Below are 20375 nucleotides of genomic sequence, written 5' to 3'. Positions count from 1 at the left end.
CACTTTCCTTATGTTCTATGGACATTTTTCTTCCGTCTTGATTTTGGTTGGCGCCTAATTCCGTACGTGACCACATTTTAAAATCCAGGATGCCTAAAGGGATTCCTCAGTCGTAAAGCTATCGATGGATGCAAAAGAAGACCCTGATTGTATTCCGAGTTCATCGGCCCCAAGTCATCTACACGATCCCTTTTTCTATAATAGATTTCGTTGTGTCGCTTAATACCAAGACTGTTTCTTGTTGGTGAAGTCGTTTCTTTGTTGCTTGACTATGAGGTTCTATGATCTTTTCCGATGATACTTTCGGATTCGAAAAAAAGCGATACGCTCCTTTCGTGCCTGACCAATTGCCAAATATATCTGGCAAACTCGTTCCTCCTCGTTTTGTCATCACGCTCACGATTTTCTTGAGTCGTTTATCTAATCGCTTATCTCCCAAGTTCAGCGATAAATATTCTTCTTCCACCCAATCTAATTCCGTTCCGAGTGTACTACTCCAATGTGTAGTGTTCATTATAAGGCCCTTACTAACTTTGGAAATAAAGGTTGAAAAATCTAGTTTTTTCTCATATTTGTGGGTAAGGTTATGGCTCACTACGGATCGCGTTTCAGGTCGCGAAAGGTTTAACTCAATCTCGCTCTCTACGGGTCGCTCGATAGGGACAGAACCTTGCAGCTTGATCTTTTTGATAATGTAAAATTAAGTTTTGGGACACGCTGTAAATCTGTCGGAATTACGACAATCCTCCGTGAAAAGAACGGCTCCAATGAAAAATAAAATCATCTTATCCGATGGAATTATTTGGAGCTGGATCGGTTTGACGCAGGCGCAACCGCGCTTTTTCGAAAAATAACGGGTCAAAAAAGCAATCAATAAATCAAGAATATGCGAAATTTATAAATTACCTTCTTTCACTTCGGGGTGCGACGATCGAATTTATGAAAAACCGAGAAGTTTTCAATTTAAAAAATCGCGGTATTGAAGGATTTTATCCCTTTGGAATTGTATTCTTTTCTCTCTTATGAATTGTATATCCGGGAATTACGGACCAAATCGCCGATAAAATCAAACCGCCCGTTTCTCTAGTGACCTCGTCGTCGAAAGATAAGTTTTGGATCTGCAAAGCCGCAAATACGGCCCCTGCCGAAAAAAGTACGGAAAAAATCAGGGACGTTCCGAGCCAGAGTTTTGTTTTACCGGGATACATTAAGAATCCTGCATATAAAACGACCACACTCATATAAAGAGGAATCCAAAGCCAAGGATCGGGATCGTTCCACTGAAGTCCCGCAAATACGAGCCAGATTAAAATCGCGAGGGTTGAAAAAATTTTCATGATTCGTAAATCCATTTAAGTTCGTAAAGGTCTCTTCTTCGATTGGATAAATTTCGAACGGACCCTTTTTTACGGAGTTCCTTTAAAAGATCCAAGTCCAAGTCGGCGATCAAAGTCATCTCCGTATTCGGAACGGACTCCGCAGCCACACAGTCGTGAGGAAACGCGAAATCGGAAGGTGTAAAAACGGCGGACTGAGCGTATTGAATGTCCATATTCTCCACATGAGGAAGCGCGCCGACCGAACCGGAGATCACTACGTAACATTCGTTTTCGATCGCTCTGGCCATCGCACAATGTCTGACTCGATTGTAACCGTTTTTCGTATCCGTATAAAACGGAACAAAAAGAATATCCATTCCTTGTTCGGCCAAAAATCTGGGGAGTTCCGGAAACTCCACATCAAAACAGATGAGAATTCCGATCTTACAAGCATCCGTAGTGAATACCGAAAGATTGTATCCTCCCTTGACGCCCCAATAAAAATCCTCGTCCGGAGTTATATGCAGCTTATATTGTTCTTCGTAGGTTCCGTCCCTTCTACAGAGATAAGAAACGTTGTGAAGAGTATTGTCCCTATATTCCGGCATACTACCGGATATGATGTTCACGTTGTATGAAACCGCAAGTTCCGTCATCTTTTCGATGATGTTTTCCGTATGACTCGAAAGCGCGCGCATCGCGTCCGAAGGGCTTCTGTCGTTGTATCTTGCAAGCAAAGACGCATTAAAAAATTCGGGAAATAATACGAAATCGACGTTGTATCCCGCCACGGTATCGACGAAAAATTCCACCTGACGCATCAGTTCTTCGATTCCGGTTACGGGACGCATCTGCATCTGAACGACTCCGACCCGAATGACCGTCTTTTGTCCTCCGATCAGAGCGGTTTCTTCCTTCTCGTAATATATATTCAACCATTCTAATAGAACCGCGTAAGAGCTGAAACCTTTCGTGTGTCCGAAATATCCCCGTTTCAGTTTGCGAACGTGGAAACCGTTTGCGAGTTGAAAGGAAAGAACCGGATCGTAGATTTCCTTGTCCCTTACCTTTTCGATGTATTGAGCCGGAGTCATGGAATCTTCGTAGTTTTCGTAACCGGGCATCCACGCGCCGACGACGATCCGTTTGAGATTCAATTTTTCGCAGAGTTCTTTTCTTGCATCGTATAATCTTCGGCCAAGACGCAAACCTCTGTATTCCGGATGAACGAAAATGTCGACACCGTATAGAGAGTCTCCCTTTTCGTTATGATTTTTGAGATCTCCCTTGCCGACGATTTCCTCGTAAGTGTGATTATCCCCGTAATCGGACCACTTGACGATTTGGCTGATCGCGGCGCCGACGACTTTTCCGTTGTCTTCGATACAAATTTGTCCTTCGGGAAACTTCGTGATCTGAGATTCGAACTGATTTTTTTTCCAAGCTCCGTCGAACTCCGGAAAGACGATGTCCATGATCTCTTTAACGTCCGCGTAATCATCCAGAGTAAGACTTCGCATAACAATCCGATGTTCGGATTGTATTTTTTTCTTTTTCTTGCTCGGTCTTTTGCCGCCGGAGGAGCCGTTTGTGGAAATCATTAGAATACTTTATCCGGGTTCATGATGTTTTTAGGATCCATTGATTTTTTGATTTCCTTCATCAAAAGAATTTCGGCCTGCGTTCTGGAAAAATGGAGAAAGTCCTTTTTTAAAAGGCCGATTCCGTGTTCCGCGCTGATCGATCCATGATATTTTTGTAATAAACGAAACATATCCGGGTCCACGTCCTTGCATTTTTTGAAAAATTCCTCGTTGGAAAGATCCTTCGGTTTGACGATGTTTAGGTGAAGATTTCCGTCTCCCACGTGACCGAAGAGGGCGATTTCAAAACCGGGATACTTTCCGTTTAACAACGTTTCCATATCGACGAGAAACGGTTCCATGTTTCTCAAAGGAAGAGAAATGTCGTTTTTGTGGACGGTGTATTCGATGGAAATACTTTCGCTGATTCCTTCCCTGTATTTCCAAAATGTTTCCGATTGTCTGGAATTCTGGGCGAGGCTTCCGTCGCTGATCCGACCTTTTTCGGTGATCGTTTCCAAAAATCCGAACAACTTTTCGTCGTCGGCTTCGTCGGCGATTTCAAATTCCATCAAAACGTAATATGGACTCGGAGACTGAAACGGATCGGGAACGCCGAGATGAGATATCACTTTGCCCAGACAATATTCCGTGAAAAATTCAAAGGCGAGTAGGGGAACTTTTACCCGGTGTGTTTCCTGAAATAAGGAAAGAATGGAAGAGAAATCCGGAACCGCGACGAGCAAGACCCGACTGTCCAGAGGTTTAGTCGTCAATTTGAGAGTCGCTTCCGTAATGACGCCTAACGTTCCTTCCGAGCCGATGAATAATTGTTTGAGATCGTATCCCGTATTGTTTTTGAGAACCTCTCCGTTGAATTCTATAATTTCGCCTGTTCCGGTAACCACCGTAAGTCCTAAAACCCATTGACGAATCAGTCCGTAGTGAACGACTCTCACTCCGCCCGCGTTTGTCGCGATGTTTCCTCCGATATGGGAAGAGCCGGTCGAAGCGAAATCCACGGGGAAGTAGAAATTTCTTTCTTCGACTTCCCTATGAAGATTTTTGGTGATCATTCCCGCTTGGACTTTGATACTTCCGAAAAATGGATCGAAATCCAAAACCTTGTCCATCTTGGAAAGAGAAAGGACCAGTTCCTTATTTTTTGCGACCGCTCCGCCCGCGTATCCGGTTCTTCCGCCGGAAGGAACGATTGAAATCTCGTTTTCGTACGCATACTTTACGATTTTTGCAACTTCTTCCGTTGTGGTCGGAAACGCGAGAATGTCGAAGTCGGGTTTATAAACCTTGGTTCTGTCCGTACCGAAGGAAAGAAAGGTCGTTTCGTCGAAGTCGGGATCGTTTCTAAAAAATATCTTTCCGGGTCCGATGAGGGATTTGAGTTCCGATTTGTTGATTGTCGAAGTCGTAGTAGTCATATTTGTTTTTGGGTTTTTATTCCGCGAAGGTCATCCTTTCGATTTGAGAGTCTACGGGTTTTTCGTCCTTTTCTAATATTCTTTTTACGTAATGTCCGTCCGGGTGCAAAAATCTCGCCTTTACGTTGTCCCGCAACTGAACGTCCAGGATTTTTTTGATTCGATCCTTATTTTTGCTTTCTACGATCGGAAAAAGAACCTCGATTCTTCTTTCGAAGTTTCTAGGCATACAATCCGCGGACGCGAGGAAAACGGATTCGGAACCGCCCGAATGAAAGTAGTAGATTCTCGTATGTTCGAGAAATCTTCCGACGATCGATAACACGGTGATGTTTTCCGAAATTCCCTTCAGTCCGGGTTTGAGACAACAAATCCCACGGATGATCAGATCCACTTTAACCCCCGCTTGGCTTGCCTTATATAAGGAAAGGATAATATGCGGATCTACGAGAGAATTCATCTTGAAGATGATTTTGGCGGGTTTGCCCGCGAGCGCATTCTCCCTTTCCTTGTCGATCATCGTGAGAAACGTCGATTTTAAGTTGTGAGGAGACGCCGATAAAAAATTCAGGGTCGGCATCTTTGCGTAACTCGTAATCGTGTTGAAGATCGTGGCAACGTCTTCTGTAATCTGTTTACTGACCGTAAAAAAACTGAGATCGGTGTAATATTTGGAAGTTGTCGAATTGTAATTTCCGGTTCCAAGATGCACATAACGCACCATGTGATCGTCCTCCTTTCGAACGATCAAAAGCATCTTGCAGTGAATTTTTAATCCGACTACGCCGTAGACTACGTGAACACCGCGCGCTTCGAGTTTTTGAGCCCACTTGATGTTTCTTTCTTCGTCGAAACGGGCCTTGAGCTCCACAAGAACGGTCACTTGTTTTCCGTTCTCCGCGGCCTGTCCCAAGAACTGAATGATCGGCGAGTCCCCGCTCGTACGATATAAGGTCATCTTGATTCCGAGAACCTTCGGATCTTCGGAAGAAATCCGGAGCAAGTCTTCGATAGCCGAGAAGGATTGATAAGGATGATGCAGAAGTCTGTCCTTCTTTTTGATCGCTTCGAAAATTTTTTCCGGAGTATCGAACTTGAGAGTCGTCTTCTGTTGAAAAAAAGGATACTTGAGTTTGGAGGTATGATCCAGTCCGTAAAAGAACATCGCGTCGTTTATGTTTAAGATGGACGCTACGTCGAATACCTCGTGATCTTGGAGCTCCAAGAGTTCTCTCAAAGTGTTTTTGATAAAAGGGGAGGTTCCCTGATGAATGTCCATACGAACCGCGTCTCCCCAGATTCGGTTTCTCAGTTCGTCCTTCATCGTGATGAGCAGGTCTTTGACCGATTTTTCCTCGTCGATGGAAATGTCCGCGTCCCTTATGATTCGAAACGGATAGATTTCCTTTACGGTCATTCCGTAAAAAAGATCGTCTACGTGTAGTTTGATGATTTCTTCCAAAGGGAAAAATCTTCTTTCTTCTCCTTTGCCTTTCAGTTGTAGAAACCGCGGAAGTACGGACGGCACTTGCACGACTGCGAACAGATCTTTTTTTCCTCCGGTTTTTTCGTCTTCGGTGCTTAGGACCATAGCGAGGTTCAAGGATTTGTTTAGAATGTGCGGGAACGGATGCGCCGTATCGATTGCGAGAGGAGTTAGAATCGGAGATACGTCTTCCTTGTAATAATTTTGGATCTGTTTGATCTCTTCGATCGTCAATTTTTCCGGATTGAGAATCAAATGGATTCCGGCCACTTTCAATTCTTCTAATGTTCTGGAAAGTGTTTCGTATTCTTCCCTTACGAATGCGCGGACTTTATCGGATAAGTCCGATAGAATTTCGGACGCGCTGTCTCCGTTTAAACTTCTTTCGTCGTTTCCTTCCTTTACGAGATTGCGAAGTCCGGCGACTCGAACCATATAAAATTCGTCGAGGTTGGTTTCGGTGATACTTAAGAATTTCAGCCTTTCCAAAAGCGGATTTTCAGGATCGTTCGCTTCTTCCAATACGCGTCGGTTGAAATCGACCCAGGAAAGTTCCCGATCGAAAAATATGTTCGGGTTATTCAAATGAATTTCCGGCTGGTTTCCGTTGGAAGAATCGCTTTGTTTGGCGGTCGGCGGAGTTTGGCCTTGTACTCTTGGTTTTGACATTAGATTTCCTGAAAATTTTCAAAAATCCCCCGGAGACTTGATCTTGTCGGGGAATTCTATTCCTGTTTAAACCTGCTTTATCGAGGAGTCAATGATTCTAAGGGTGATTTTGTGGAACCGACTTGGCTTCCCTTATATTGGACGGATGAAGGAAGAGATCATAAGGTAGGGAATGGGAAAGTTTACCGAGCACTGGAAACGGCGCCTTGGGCCGCGAGGTTTGGGCGGCTTAGGGTTCCCGTTTTTCGTTTGAATTGGAGTGATACGGAAAGAGATTCGATTCCTGTTCCACTGAAAAATCTAGGAGTTCCTAGATTTTTAGAAAGAAAGCAAAGTTTTGCTCATAATCATAAAAATAGCGCTTAGCCCCTAGAATCCCATCCCTTTGTCCCTGAAAATGTGGGAACTCCTACAATCTTATTGCGATATTTCAGAAAAACCCCGCGCAAAGGATCGAGGCGGGGTCCATTCCTTTTCAAAGTTTATTTTCGATGTACCGATTGACCGGAATGGACCGAAGCGGAGAGCCTGGTGGTCGGGTCGTTTCAAAGAGTTTTTCTTTTGTATCGGAAAACCGCACCCGACCATGCGCCCGCCAAAGATGTAAGTGGATAGGCGTCAAGTGTTCGATTTCGGTCCTAACCAACCCACAAGTTGAAAGGATAATGGGGATCAAAACGCGTAAGTCAGGGAGTTCCTGTGGGAGTTCCCACAAAAGGAGATTTTACTTGCAAAATTATGATTTTCTTATATGGAAAAACCTCCAGAGTCTTCCCAGACTGAATTCCGCCTCAGGAAACTCAAACGAGTCTTTCTCGAAACCGCGTTGTGGAGACATTCCCTGTTACGAACCTCTGAAAACGGGTTCCTATTTTTTAAAACGGGAATTCCTGAATAAAAACCGATTATTATTCCAAAGAAACCCCGAATTCTTCTTGGCAGGGACCTGTCTAAACCATTGAATACTGTCTAAAGGAACAAAAATCTTGGCCATTCCGAGTCGTTACGCCGTTGCAATTCACATTCTAACCTTCCTGGAAGATGCAAAAGGTGGGGATACCACCTCGGATACGATCGCAAAATCGGTAGGAACCAATCCCGCAATCGTCAGAACTCTGATCGGAAAACTGAGAAAGGCCGGTTTGGTTCTTTCCAGACAAGGAGTTCCCGGTGCCTCCCTTGCAAAACCTGCGGCGGAGATCCGACTTTCCGATATTTACAGAGCGATCGAGGAAGCCGAGTGCCTGTTTAACATTCACGACCATCCAAAACAGGATTGTACCGTTGGAATGGGAATTCTTCCCACGCTGGAATGTATGTTCGCGCAAGCCCAAGCCGCTCTCGAAACCAAACTAGGGGAATTCTCTCTCGAAGACGTAATGAAACAGGTCCGTGGCGAGTGCCAAAAAAAAATGTCTCTTTCCCGGTGATTTCTTGTTTTTTCCTTTTCCTTTTTTTACGGTTGTTGTTATGTTATTAGTAACAAAATAACATGAAGGTTCCAAAGAAATGAAAGAACCGAAAATTAGGATAGGGAGAAGTTAAACATGGATTTGTTGGAAAAACTCAATTGGCGGTATGCGACAAAAAGAATGACGGGTCGGAAACTACCTCGGGAAAAACTGGAAAGAATTTTAGAATCGCTTCGTTTAACCCCTTCCGGCTTTGGATTACAACCTTACAAGGTCCTTGTCATCGAGGACGAGGATCTTAAAAGTCGAATCCTTCCGATCGCATTCAATCAGCCGCAAATATTAGAATCCTCTCATATACTCGTTTTTGCCGCTTGGGACAAAGTAACCGAGGATAAAATCAGAGAACACATTCAATTAATTGCAAATACCAGAAACGTTTCTACGGAGGCACTGCAAGGTTTTCAGGATTCCATCCTCGGTTGGTTGAAAACTCATACCGAGGAAACGAGCTTCCATTGGGCTGCGAGACAGGCATACATCGCGCTCGGAACCGGGGTCGTTGCGGCAGCGGTGGAAGGTGTGGACGCGACTCCTATGGAAGGTTTTAATCCGGCGGCTCTGGATGAATTGCTCCAACTAAAAGAAAAGGGACTGAGATCCACCTCGATTCTTGCGCTCGGTTATCGGGATGTTGAGAAGGACGGAATCGTAAACGCGCCTAAGGTTCGTAAGGCGAAAGAAGATTTCTTGATTCATTATTCTTCCGCAGCGGTTTGACGGCCCGCTCCTCGTCGGCAATCCTCGGTCTCTAAGGATCGCTCGATTGGTCCGCCAAGACCGGATTCGCCGAACTTTTTTCACGAATTCACGTTAATTTAGAACTTGTTCGAAAACTCGAAAATGTGGGAACTCCTGCAAATTTCCTTTCTTGTTTTGGAACAGGCTCGTAGTTTATGTCGCCTTGAGATGAATTCATTTCGATATGTCTCTTAAATTTTCCATCGGTTTTTAAAACACCGCTTGATGGCATGACTGATTGCTGCGTCGACATCTAAAGCGTGTGAGTTCCCACGTTTCAAGTGACCTATGCGGCGGCAATTGGTAAACTCTCATAAATTATTTCCTATGGGTCGCAATTCAGGTCGCTCGAAGAAACTCAATCTCACGCCCTACTACGGATCGATAGATGGGATTTGGGACAAACCCTAAAGGCTGATTTTTCTCTTATCGCGTTTCGGTCGAATCGGAATCCAAATTTCTTCTTCCGAATTCGGGTCGTCGTTTTTATATTTGTCTCCTAATTCCTAATAAACCGGATGATGACGATTTGTTGGAGCGAAAAGATTCCTCGTTCTTTATTTCTCTACGATCCAAGTTTTGATGATCTCGATGTCGTTGATGACTTGGATTCTATACTTTCCCGGATGCCCGGGAAACAAACTCCAGTCGAAGTGGAAAACGGAGGACTTCCATTGAGGTTGAAGGACCCAATCGATTCTTTTGCAGGTCGATTCCGAATTGCATATTTCGACCTTCAGATCGTATTTTCCCGGTTTTCTCACCTCGAGTACGAGAATCGGTCCTTTTTGAGGATTGAATTTTTCCTCGCAGTCGGAAAGTTTTTTCTGAACGAATTCGGAACAAATCTTTAGATCCTCTTCAAAGAAAATTTTTCCCGCAGGCAAGACGTTTGAAGGATTCCAATACACCGCTCCCGTTTTGAGTTCGTCTAACAGTCCTTCGTCGGTCTCGAAAGAAGTGGGAAAGGATTCCAAGGTTTGAAAGTCGATCGTAGGTTTTAATACGTGAAAGTGCAAATGGGGGGCGCTGCTAAAGCCAGTGTTTCCGGAAAAACCGATTTTTTCTCCGGTCTGAACGACTTGTCCTATCCGAACTAAAACTCCTTTGTGTTTCAGATGACCGTATTCCGCGATACTTCCGTCCTTGTGGAGAATCCGAATAAAGTTGGCCTTGTCTTTGAAGAAGGGAGTGATTCCCCCGGAATGAAATTTGTCTTCCGTGGCGATCACAAGTCCGCCCCTTGCGGCGAGGACGGAACTTCCCTCCGGAAGAATAAAATCCAAAGCATAAGAAAATTCTCCTGAATGAGTGGACTTGCCGTTATAACCTTGTCCCACTCTGGAAGCGATTTCAAACGGCAATCGATACGTAACGTTTCTATCTTTGGAAGCGTCCACGTCTCCCGCTCTCACATAAATGTTTGAACTGTAAGAACCCGTCTTACGGATATTTAAAGGACTTAGGGTAAGAATTTTTTTCGGCTCCGAATTTCCCTTGGAAACGAAATGAAACGGAAGACTAACGTCGGACTTGAAATTTTCCAGAGTCGTAAAGTTGAAATAAGCCACGAACGGATATTCTCCCGAAGGAGTTTGGTTTTGAACGTAGAATTCGATCCTATTGTTATCGTTGCGGGTAAGAACGCAGATCCATTCTTTGGGTTTGCATTCCCCTTCTAAGTCGGAGGTTTCGGCGGATAATCCGAAGGAAAACGCTACTATAAAAAATAAAGCGACAACACGATCTCGCATCTTAGGTCCATGATTTCGGAAACACAATAAATTCGTAAAATGGAATTCTGCTTTTTAAACTTTCAAAAATCCTAATATAAAACCCGCGCAGGCCGCGCCGCTCAGAGGAGCCGCGACCGGTAGCCAAGCGTACTTCCAGTTCGAAGAACCTTTCCCCGCAATCGGCAAAATAAAATGCGCGATCCTCGGCCCGAGATCCCTTGCGGGATTGATCGCATATCCGGTCGTTCCTCCCATGGAAAGTCCGATGCTCCAAACCAAAATCCCCACCAAGAACGTTCCGAAATGCGCGCTTAGGCCCTGCATGGAAGGCGAGAAAATCGAAACGATTCCCAAGATGAGTAGAAAGGTACCTAAGAACTCGCTGAAAAAATTGGACGCGATATGCGAAATCGCGGGCTCGGTCGAAAAGACCGCGAGAATTTTTCCGGGATCCTTGGTTTCTTTCCAATGAGGAAGGTAATGCAGGTAATTGAAGAAGGCTCCGAAAAAAGCTCCAGCGACTTGCGCGGGTACGTAGAAAACAAGTTTGGAATAGTCGCCCGATTTGATTGCAAATGCAAGCGTTACCGCGGGGTTGAGATGAGCGTCCGAACTTCCGAATGCGTTGGAAGTAAAAACTCCGATCATCACCGCAAAGGCCCAACCGGCGGTGATCACCATCCAACCGCTGTCCTTGGATTTACTATGTTCGAGTAAAACCCCGGCCACAACGCCGTTTCCCAAAAGGATCAAAACGAAGGTTCCTAAAAATTCTCCCAAAACAGGCGATAACATCGATTCCCCCTATGAAGACCGTTTCTAACATGAATTCTCTGTAAGAAAGTTTGGGCGAATCCGGCCCTGACGCTGCGATCTATAAGCAGCGCCGCTTTAGTTTTTTGGCCGGACCGCGCTTTCTGCTCTGATCAACAAATTGACGGATCAATCGAAAAACAAAATACTTTCGCCATTCCAATTTGTTGATCTCGCTTCAATCGCTTTCGCGTCGATTATGCGGAACTTACGTTAACTAAAATCCACGGACATCTAGGATCGGCAATCGGTTTTTCCGGCCTCGAATTTTTTCATTTTCCCTTATCTTTTTTCCGATTTTACCGATTAGGAATGTAGGAGAACAAGATGCCCGCGTTTACGATTCCAGGACTCAGCACCGGACAAGACACGAATATGATCGTAAAAAAACTGGTGGAATTGGAAGCAAAGCCGATCCGTCGGCTTGAACAACAGAATTCGTTTAACAAAGCTCAATCCAAAGCGTGGGGCGATCTCAAAGTAGCCGCGACCGACTTGCAAAATAAAACCAGAGCCCTCATCTCTTTTACCGCTCCTTTTGCGATGAAAAGTATCGTTTCGGAACCGGCGGGTTTAATCAGCGGAGACGCTTCCCGTTCCGCGAGCGCCGGTAAACGTAAGATCGAAATTAAGGAACTTGCAACCAATCACCAAATCTCCGGTGAAAAAACCGACGCGAACAAACAAATTCCTTCTGGAAGGTTTAAGATCCTTTCCGGAGATTCCGAAAAGGAAATCGAATTTTCAGGAGGAACGATCCGCGATCTCGCTTCGTTCATCAAGATATCGGCGGCGGGTCTTGTAAACACGGGGCTCGTCAAAGTGGACGGGGACAATTACGTTCTCACCCTCACGGCCGCGTTATCCGGAAAGGACCACAAACTTAAATTCGAAGATTCTAATGGAGTTTTACAAGCCGCCAATCTCGTGGGCGCGACAGAACCCGCAGATCCTCCGAAGGAGTCGAATCTTCTTCCCGAACAAGATCAAATCCTGGTTTTCCAACCGGAGAAATACGGAGTTCCCGCGGATTCTAAAACCGTTCCCAAAGAAGAGAATGGAAAGAAATGGTTGGAAATCGCAAGCGTAGGTTCGTTTCAGTTCGGAATTCCCGCGATGGAATTGAAGAAGAATACGAGAATCGAACTTGCGACCTCGACGGAGTTCGCTCCGGAAGACAAACTAGAATTAGGAATTCTTTATAAAGAAAACGACAAAGAGAAGATGATCTTCGAGACCGCTTCCAGACAGGACGGTAAAGTAGTTCTCAATCTGAAAAACTTTCCGTCGGGCCAGAAGGCTCATAAGATCCTTTTTGCGAACTCGAGCGGTAAAACGGTTCTATTAGAATCTTTTCATATAGTAATTCCGGGAGAATTCAGAGGGGCCAAACCCGCCAAACAAATCACGGAGGCAAAGGACGCGGTGTTTCTCGTGGACGGGATCGAAGTCAATCGCCCTAAAAACGAAGGGCTCACCGACGTTCTCGACGGGGTTTCTCTCAACCTTCATAAAAAAACGGAAGGTCCGGTAAACATAGATATCAAAACGGATTCGGACAAGGGTCTTGAAATGATCAAGGAATTCGTGGCCGCATACAACACAGTATTAAAATTCTCTAAAGAATCCACCGCAGTGGATAAGAACGCGACGGTCGGAGACGGCAAGGAAGACGGCGGAGAAATCGGACAGACGTTCTGGGAAGGAAAAACTAAAACCGGTCTTTTATCCGGAGAACACACCGTCCTTCGTCTGATCGCGGGAATGAAAACCGTGGCGAGTTCCTCCTATCCGGTAAGCGGTGAAAATTCGGCGAGAATGTTAAGCGACATCGGGATCAGCACCGGAAACGTCGGGAGCAAATGGGCCGATATCCAAGACGGGTTTTTGATCTTGGACGAGGAAAAACTTCGTACTAAACTCGCAGAAAATCCGGACTCGGTCAGAAATCTTTTTGCGATCGATACGAACTCGGACGCGAGAATGGATACGGGAGTTGCGGTCGACCTTCTCGAACACATAAAACCTTATACTCAGTCCGCAGGCGGGCTTGTTTCCGGAAAAGTGAAGATGTTGGAAGAACAAGTCGCGGACAATAATAAGAAGATTAAGGAATACGAAAACCATCTCGTAAGTTACGAGAAGAAACTGAAATCCAAGTTCCTTTATATGGAACAGGGAGTCGGTAAGAACAAAGCGGTCGGGGCCTATTTGAACAATAACCTCAAAGGCGCCAGAAGCGAGTGATAGAGTAGGAGAGTGAAATGGAAATTTACATCAACGAACATCTCTTGGATAGTTCTCTTGAAAACGAAAAGAAGTTAGGCGAAGTTTTCGGCGAGATCAACAAATGGGTCGAGTCGAAAGGAAAATACCTTCTCGGTTGTACCGTGGACGGTGTGGAATTTCAAGCTTCCAGCATGAACGATCAAGGAATAGAGTCCGCGGCCAAGATGGAATTTTTCGTAGGCGAGGAGATGGACTTTCTCGTTTCCACGTTAACCGAATTGGATCTTTATGTGGACAAAGTAGGCTCCACGTTATTCGGAAGGGATTCCCTTACCGAAGAGGAATCGAACCAACTTGGCGACGGAGTCAGATGGATCGAGAGCGTTCTGAATTCCGCGTCGAACTTGTTGCATCTTAAACTGGATCAAATCAAACCGATGGGAACGGGGAACAGCGTTTCTCAAATCGTATCCGAGATTTCGTCTAACTGGGAAAGGTTGGATAACACGGAGGCCATCGAAATCTTTTTGGAACATCTGAGAGATCTGAAACTGTTCATAATGGATCTGATCGCAAGAACCCAAGTGTTGGATTTTGATCTGCCCACTCTAAAAGAAATTTTGAATACGTTTATCGATAACATCGGAGGACTCAAAGAAGCTTTCGTAAAAGTAAACGAAGCTTATCAATCCGGAAAGGACGAGGTAGCGACGGAGTTGCTGACCCAATCCATCTCTCAGATCAACGTTCTTCTGACTTCGTTTATCACTTTGAAATTGAAAAAACCCGAACTGGATTTTTCAGAGATTCAAATCGACGGAATCGGTTTCGAGGAAAAAACAGGGGAGTTGAACGAGATTCTCGCGTCGATTGCAGTCGCCTTGGAGGAGAAGGACGTCACCCGCGCCGGAGATTCGATCGAGTACGAACTTCCTGGAACGCTCGATGAATTTTTACCGTTCTTGAAACTGATCCGGGAAAAAATTTCCTAACGAAAACGAATGAAACGTAATCTATCCATTGCGACGCGCCATGAGACGCGGTTTGTTTTATGTTAAATTTTAAAAAATTAGAATATTAAGATTAAGTTAGATTCTATTTTGAGTTCGGGAAAGTTTGGGCGAATCCGTCCGCGGCGGTCGGACCGCGTTTGAATTCAATGTTGTTCTCTATGGATTGTAATAGAATGCGCCAATCAACGGAACCTTAAAAGAAAACAGACTTTCGAAATCGCAATTGGTTGGTTCCGCTACAATCGCTTTCGCGTTGAATTTCACAGAACTTGTATTAAAGAATTTCCAGACAAAAGATCGTAATGTCGTCGGACATCTCTCCTTCTCCGTAAGAACCGGAATAGGAGAGAATCGAACGTATCATGGAACTCGTGTCGTTCACAACTAAGAATTTGATCGCTTCGAGAAATTGATTTCTTCCCAAGATATTTCCTTCGTTATTTTTCACTTCGAACAAACCGTCCGAGTAAAAAAGAATCCTGTCTCCTTTGATCAGGTCCAGTTCGTATCTTTGGATTTTCGGGGACGGGATCGTAAAAAGAATTTCTCCCGAACCTTCGACAGGGCGGCAAATTCCGTCCCTAATCAACAGACCCGGGTGATGCCCTCCATAACTATATTCTAATTTTCTTTCGGAGGGAACGTATCTCATATAAACGGAGGAAAGGGAATGAAGGGTGATCGTATCTTTTAAAAGTCCGTGTATAAAAAGAAGATTGTCGTCCGTGTGTTTGTTTCTTCCCGTAGCCGCGCCGAACGCGATCGAAGTCATAGCCGCCACCATCGCCGCGGAAATCCCGTGTCCGGAAACGTCTCCGAAAAGGATATGCAGACTTTCGTCCTTTTCTTTGATCACGTTTAAGACGTCTCCGCCCACTTTTACGTAGGGTTGAAAGTGAGAATGGATTTTATAATCCGGGGAATCCGGGAAATCCCGGGTAGTGATTATCTCCTGAATATCCCTTGCTAGATCCAGATCGAGATCCAATCTATATAATAATTTTCTAATTTTATCCAGGGATTCTTTTTTTTCGGTGATGTCCCTGAGTATGTAAACCTTACCTTCTTTGTTTCCGGAAAGAGGAATCGGGGAGGAGGAGACTTCCAAGTATTTGTTTTTCGTAATATGCAAAAAATCTTCGGGAGAACCTTGCGGAGGTTTTTCGGTTTTTACGCTCAGATTGACGAATTCTTTTCTTTCAAAAAAGGAATCGGAAGGAAAATCTTCCAGATAATCGCCCGGATCGAACGTCATCCCTGTGTTGACGTTATCGGAAAGTTGTAACATTTTTCTCGCGGACAAATTGTCGAAGAGAAGAATTCCTTTGGACGAAACAAGAATTACACCTTCCCTAATTTCGGAATAAAGTCTTAACGCGATATGTTCCAGTTTTAAATCCATAAATCCGTATTTTTGTATCGCTATAAAAATACAAATCGATTGGATGAGCGCCGCGCTGCCACTTAACGGAGGAAACGTAAGGGAAGGATTCCAATATCTCGGGAGAAGGGTCGTGCCGAAACTGAGCAGATAAGTAAGAACCGTTCCGTAGGCGACCAGTCTGGATTGTTTTTTTAAAAGCGGATTGGAAGAGCGGATGCCGCTCCGGATCAAAATCAAGGAACCGGTTAACGTGGGAATTCCGGTTACGAAAATACTCACCGGAAGATACAAGGGGCCGGCGAGAATCATATCTCCCCAATAAGCGCGCAGACTTCCGGCGACCACCAAATCCGTGCTAATCGTTACGAAAAACGAAACGAGGCAAAGTCCTCTAAAGAAGTAGATGAGAAACCGGGAAGAAGAATCCGTAAATCGAACCGTAAATTCGAAGAACAAACAACCGATAAAAATCCAAGCAAAGGAGGACGTTTTGAAAACGATCACAGGCCAGTTGTCGGGTAAAAAGGACCAATAAAAAATGACAGAGACGTGCCAAATGGAAAGTAAAAAAGAGAACCTTTGATAGAGGGTCACCGTTTCGGATTTTCCTTTGAGCGCGCTTACGAAAGCGAACAAGGAACCGTTGATGATTAAGGCGGCAAAAGGGATCAGAACGTAAGGATTCATCCTTTAAAAAATCTCCAAAATCAGGATCGCCAAGTCGTCCGTGAGTTTTCCGTTGCCGAAAGAAAGCGCTTGGTCGATTGAGGTTTTGAGAATATTGGAAGGAGTATAAACCGGAATCTCGCGCATTTTTAACATGAAGTTTTCGTGTCCGAGTATTTCTCCTTCGGCGTTTCTCACTTCGAAAAGACAATCCGAATAAAGAAATAAGACGTCTCCTTGTTTGAGTTGGAAAGTATAATTGTTCAATTCGGTTTCGGATGTGATCAAAAGGATTCTTCCCGCGCCTTCCAGAGGAATGATTTCTCCGTTCCTGAAAACCAGAATCGGATGATGACCTGCATAAGAATATTCTAATATTCTTGTGTCCGGATCGAACGAAAGATAAACCGCCGAAATGTGATGGTTTAAAACCGCGTTTAAAAGTAAGGTTTGGATTTTTTCCAAAGCTTCTTTGGGGGAGGGGCCCGTTTCCACCGCCAACTGAAAGGAAATCGAAAGCATTCCGGCGACCATCGCGGAAGCAATTCCGTGTCCGGAAACGTCCGCGAAAAAGATGTCGATTTTACCGTCGGATCGTTCTAAGGCCCGCAAAAAATCGCCGCCTACGAGTTCGAACGGTTGAAAATGAGAATAAAACTTATATCTGGAACTTTCCGGAAACTTCGTGGAAATAACGGAAGTTTGCGCGATTTTTGCGATTTCCAAGTCTTTGTTGAAAGCGGAATAAATACTTTCGATTTTTTCCCTGTATTCTATCTTTTCGCTGATATCTCTTAGAATGAAAAGGGATCCGTTTTCATTTCCCGTCAATTCTATATTCGATTGTGTGAGTTCAATTCCTCTACAATCGGCGTTATAAACGGGTTCGTATTCTTTGGAAAGATGATTCTGATTTTCCCGATATCCTTTTAAAAAATCGGCAGGATGAAAATGGGAAAGTAGAGTATTCGGGATACCTAATATTCTTGTGGCGGATTCGTTCATAAAAAAAAGGGATCGATCCTGTTTTACCAAAATCATTCCGTCGTGAATGCCCCGAAACAGTTCCACCGCGAGTCCTTCCACGTTAATTCTTAAAAAACCGTATCTTGTGATCGCTATAAAAATCAGAAAGGATTGGATCACGATTCCGAGCGGAGTCAGCGACATAGACGACATTCTGCCCCGATCGTCCACCTGAATGATTTCGGAATAAAAACTCAAAAAGATCGCGAACATGGAACCGATGATTGCCAGGCCGATTTGTTTTTTCCGTTCCTTTCCCGAAACGAAAAAGGACTTGGTCAAAATTCCCAAACCGATAAAGGCGGGAAGCGCGATAAAACTTAGAGTCACGAAGAGATACAAAGGGCCGGGTTCGTTTTCATTTCCCCAGTAATAACGGACGTTTCCTTGAATTACCCAGTCCGTAGAAATCGTAATCAGATACGAGATCGGAATTCCGATTCTAAAAAACCAAAGAAAAATTCCCGGAGCCCTGTTCAGAAATGTGTAAACGAATTCCAGATAAAGCGCGCCGACGGGAAGCCATGTTACGGAGAGAATTTTAAAAGCCCAAGTTAGCCAGTCTTTCGACGGATAGGACCAATTGAATATGTAATTGAGAAGCCAAACGTCTAAGGCGACCATATAAATTAGGTAAGAACGAATGATCGGGTTTCCGGTGCGTCTTGCATATACGAATGCGATGAACATCGTATTTGCGACGAAAGCCGCCATGGGAAAAAAAAGATAATAATTCATACAAAACCCGGCTCCAGTATGGGTTTCGACGATGAATTTGAAACTATAAAATATTTATTTCTCGATTTCCAAATCGTTTTCGGTTTTCGTTCTGCACTTAAGGATTGGACGTTTTTTCTTTTGTTGTCGTTTTAAAAATGTTTCTTGCGGCGATCTCGTCTTGTTTGAGTTGAGCGATCAGTTTTTCAACGCCGGAGAATTTGATCTCGTCTCGAATTTTTTCTGTGAAAGTGATCCTTATCGTTTGGTCGTAGATGTTTTTTTGAAAGTCGAATATGTTCGACTCCAAGGTCACCGCGTTTGCGCCGAAGGTCGGGTTGCGTCCGATGTTGATCATCGAAGGATATTCGATTCCTTCCACTGTGGTAAGTCCCGCGTAAACGCCGATGCCGGGGAGGAGAATGTTCACGTTCGTTTGAACGTTTGCGGTGGGAAATCCGATTTCTCTACCTCGTTTGTGTCCTCCGACAACGACTCCGGAGACGGAATAACATCGATTCAGACAACTCGCTGCTTCCTTTACGTTGCCTTCGGCGATCAGCTTTCTTACGTAGGAGCTGGAGAGTTTGGTTTCTTTCAAAAACACGGGGTCGACTTTTTCCACCGAGTATTTTAGTTTTTCTGAATATTCTTTTAGGAGTTCGTAGTTGCCTCTTCTTTCTTTTCCGAAACAGTGATTGAAACCGATGATTATGTTTTTGGCTTTCAATTGTTTGAGAAGAATTTCCTCTAAAAAAGATTCCGCGCTCATTTCCGCCAATTCCTTGTTAAACGGAAGTGCGACCAGAAAATCGATTCCTTTTCGGCGGATCCATTCTTCCTTGTCGGCAAAAGTCATGAGGCTTTTCATTTCGGGTCTTTTTCCGAGTATGACCGCCGGGTTCGGGTCGTAGGTAACGACGCAGGAAGCGAGCCCGGTTTTTTGAGAAACCTTCAAAACTCGATCCAAGAGGGCTTGATGTCCCAGGTGGATTCCGTCGAAATTTCCCAAAGTGACTACGCAGGGGGAATGAATCGTTTTTCCGGCTTGGTCAATTGTATGGATTGTGATCAAATTCTTCCCGATCCTGTCGATACTAGAGTAGATGGTTTGGCACCGATTGATACTCGTTCTTTTCTGTTTTACTTTTACCAATACGGAGTTTCTCCAATCGAAAGAAAATCCGAAATTTAAAAAATTCATCAACTTCGAACATCAGGGAGAAGACGGCGAATCTCTTCATACGGAAGATTTTAGAACCTACAGCGAGCTTTCCACTTGGGCGATTCACAACGGAATGCAGTTGGAAAGGGACAGACCGGATTTCGCGTCCGGTGCGGGAATTGTTAGGCTTCAAGACGGGATTTGTAGGATGATTCCGGAAGAGGGTCTTCGTTTTTATCTGACTGCGGATCCTTTTCGCAACGAACCTCTGTATGTTCAACTGGACTTAACGCAGTTTACATATACTGAGAGACCGAAGGGTGTTAAACCGAGAGAGCTGAAAATTTACATGAACGGAGTCCTCAAGGCAACGGTTCGATTTCCGGGAAACGATACGTATTCTTCTCAGTTTCCGGTTCGATTTCGTGTGGATCCCGGCGAGTTGATCGAGGGGAGAATGGATTTTAAACTTCTTCCGAATGCCGGAGAAATCGGTCGCTTCTGGGGAATCTGGGATATATCGAGCGCCCTGAAACGCGATCCTTAGAGAGCCATAACCAACCCCACAAGTTAAGAAGGTTTTTGGAATAAGAAGGATCAAAAACGCACATTTTTCAAGTGTTCCGACAAGAATGGAGCTTTTTACTTGCAAAAAGTATGATTTTCTGATAGAGAAAAGCCTCCCGAGCCTTTCCACCAATTTCGCGACCCGTAGAGAGCGAAATAGAGTTTATTCGCCCCACCACCCAAAATTAGGGGAAACTCAATGCAACGCTCTCTAAGGATCGCGTTGCAGGCGTAAGTTTCACAGAAGATTTGTCGTAATTCCGACAGATTTATCTTGAGATCCAAGTACTTGCGGGGTTGGTTATGATAGGAAGCGTAGGCTCGCAACGAAGTTGCGAAATTCGCATTTG

15 protein-coding genes and 1 pseudogene are annotated in these 20375 nt (G+C 44.6%); 6 read left to right on the top strand and 10 right to left on the bottom strand.

Features of this window, described 5'->3' with window-relative positions:
* From LEP1GSC194_RS13185 to ppk1, 5 genes and pseudogenes are all read right to left on the bottom strand, one after another.
* A pseudogene (locus LEP1GSC194_RS13185) lies at positions 1-514 on the bottom strand (IS4/Tn5 family transposase DNA-binding protein); the annotation flags it as partial.
* Between the two features lie 475 nt (positions 515-989).
* A complete protein-coding gene (locus LEP1GSC194_RS13180; protein WP_020774035.1) occupies positions 990-1352 on the bottom strand; it encodes a transmembrane 220 family protein in 363 nt (120 codons plus the stop codon).
* Positions 1334-2920: a bifunctional GNAT family N-acetyltransferase/carbon-nitrogen hydrolase family protein gene (locus tag LEP1GSC194_RS13175; RefSeq protein WP_020774048.1), complete on the bottom strand. Its 1587-nt coding sequence runs from the start codon at positions 2918-2920 to the stop codon at positions 1334-1336. Before LEP1GSC194_RS13175 ends, LEP1GSC194_RS13180 begins: the two co-directional genes overlap by 19 nt.
* Entirely contained in the window at positions 2920-4341 is a 1422-nt protein-coding gene (locus LEP1GSC194_RS13170) for an FAD-binding oxidoreductase (protein WP_020774037.1), read from the bottom strand. Before LEP1GSC194_RS13170 ends, LEP1GSC194_RS13175 begins: the two co-directional genes overlap by 1 nt.
* A gap of 16 nt (positions 4342-4357) precedes the next feature.
* Entirely contained in the window at positions 4358-6496 is a 2139-nt protein-coding gene (gene ppk1 / locus LEP1GSC194_RS13165; protein ID WP_020774045.1) for a polyphosphate kinase 1, read from the bottom strand.
* Positions 6497-7482: 986 nt separating this feature from the next.
* Here ppk1 and LEP1GSC194_RS13155 point away from each other — a divergent pair.
* Both LEP1GSC194_RS13155 and LEP1GSC194_RS13150 read left to right on the top strand, forming a co-directional pair.
* Positions 7483-7926: an Rrf2 family transcriptional regulator gene (locus LEP1GSC194_RS13155; protein ID WP_020774040.1), complete on the top strand. Its 444-nt coding sequence runs from the start codon at positions 7483-7485 to the stop codon at positions 7924-7926.
* Positions 7927-8043: 117 nt separating this feature from the next.
* Entirely contained in the window at positions 8044-8688 is a 645-nt protein-coding gene (locus tag LEP1GSC194_RS13150; protein ID WP_017810014.1) for an NAD(P)H-dependent oxidoreductase, read from the top strand.
* A gap of 578 nt (positions 8689-9266) precedes the next feature.
* On the opposite strand, the gene LEP1GSC194_RS13145 is transcribed toward LEP1GSC194_RS13150, so the two are convergent.
* Together LEP1GSC194_RS13145 and LEP1GSC194_RS13140 are read right to left on the bottom strand one after the other, a co-directional pair.
* On the bottom strand, positions 9267-10463 hold the full coding sequence (locus LEP1GSC194_RS13145) for a M23 family metallopeptidase (protein ID WP_020774038.1): 1197 nt from the start codon (positions 10461-10463) through the stop codon (positions 9267-9269).
* Positions 10464-10517: 54 nt separating this feature from the next.
* Positions 10518-11240 carry an MIP/aquaporin family protein gene (locus LEP1GSC194_RS13140; protein WP_017810012.1) on the bottom strand — a complete coding sequence of 241 codons (723 nt, stop codon included), beginning with the start codon at positions 11238-11240 and terminating at the stop codon, positions 10518-10520.
* 345 nt (positions 11241-11585) lie between these two features.
* On the opposite strand from LEP1GSC194_RS13140, the gene fliD reads away from it, so the two are divergent.
* Positions 11586-13505 (top strand): flagellar filament capping protein FliD, encoded by a 1920-nt coding sequence (gene fliD, locus LEP1GSC194_RS13135; protein ID WP_020774036.1) that lies wholly within the window; start codon positions 11586-11588, stop codon positions 13503-13505.
* A 17-nt stretch (positions 13506-13522) separates the two neighbouring features.
* Positions 13523-14479 (top strand): hypothetical protein, encoded by a 957-nt coding sequence (locus LEP1GSC194_RS13130; RefSeq protein ID WP_020774044.1) that lies wholly within the window; start codon positions 13523-13525, stop codon positions 14477-14479.
* A gap of 295 nt (positions 14480-14774) precedes the next feature.
* On the opposite strand, the gene LEP1GSC194_RS13125 is transcribed toward LEP1GSC194_RS13130, so the two are convergent.
* The 3 genes from LEP1GSC194_RS13125 to LEP1GSC194_RS13115 all read right to left on the bottom strand — a co-directional run bounded on the left by LEP1GSC194_RS13125 (position 14775) and on the right by LEP1GSC194_RS13115 (position 19368).
* Positions 14775-16571, bottom strand: coding sequence for a SpoIIE family protein phosphatase (locus LEP1GSC194_RS13125; RefSeq protein WP_020774047.1), 1797 nt, complete (start codon positions 16569-16571; stop codon positions 14775-14777).
* A gap of 3 nt (positions 16572-16574) precedes the next feature.
* Positions 16575-18314: a SpoIIE family protein phosphatase gene (locus LEP1GSC194_RS13120; RefSeq protein WP_020774041.1), complete on the bottom strand. Its 1740-nt coding sequence runs from the start codon at positions 18312-18314 to the stop codon at positions 16575-16577.
* A gap of 97 nt (positions 18315-18411) precedes the next feature.
* Entirely contained in the window at positions 18412-19368 is a 957-nt protein-coding gene (locus LEP1GSC194_RS13115; RefSeq protein WP_020774039.1) for a bifunctional riboflavin kinase/FAD synthetase, read from the bottom strand.
* On the opposite strand from LEP1GSC194_RS13115, the gene LEP1GSC194_RS23455 reads away from it, so the two are divergent.
* Both LEP1GSC194_RS23455 and LEP1GSC194_RS13110 read left to right on the top strand, forming a co-directional pair.
* Positions 19282-19488, top strand: coding sequence for a hypothetical protein (locus LEP1GSC194_RS23455; RefSeq protein ID WP_081605100.1), 207 nt, complete (start codon positions 19282-19284; stop codon positions 19486-19488). The genes LEP1GSC194_RS13115 and LEP1GSC194_RS23455 overlap by 87 nt on opposite strands.
* Positions 19400-20005: an LIC10729 family protein gene (locus LEP1GSC194_RS13110; RefSeq protein ID WP_020774046.1), complete on the top strand. Its 606-nt coding sequence runs from the start codon at positions 19400-19402 to the stop codon at positions 20003-20005. The genes LEP1GSC194_RS23455 and LEP1GSC194_RS13110 overlap by 89 nt, the downstream gene beginning before the upstream one ends.
* The last annotated feature ends 370 nt before the right edge of the window (positions 20006-20375 follow it).

The sequence above is a fragment of the Leptospira alstonii serovar Sichuan str. 79601 genome (assembly GCF_000347175.1).
Lineage (GTDB): Bacteria > Spirochaetota > Leptospiria > Leptospirales > Leptospiraceae > Leptospira > Leptospira alstonii.
The sequence above is the reverse complement of the archived record's forward strand: the minus strand, read 5'-3'. Positions and strand labels throughout refer to the sequence as shown.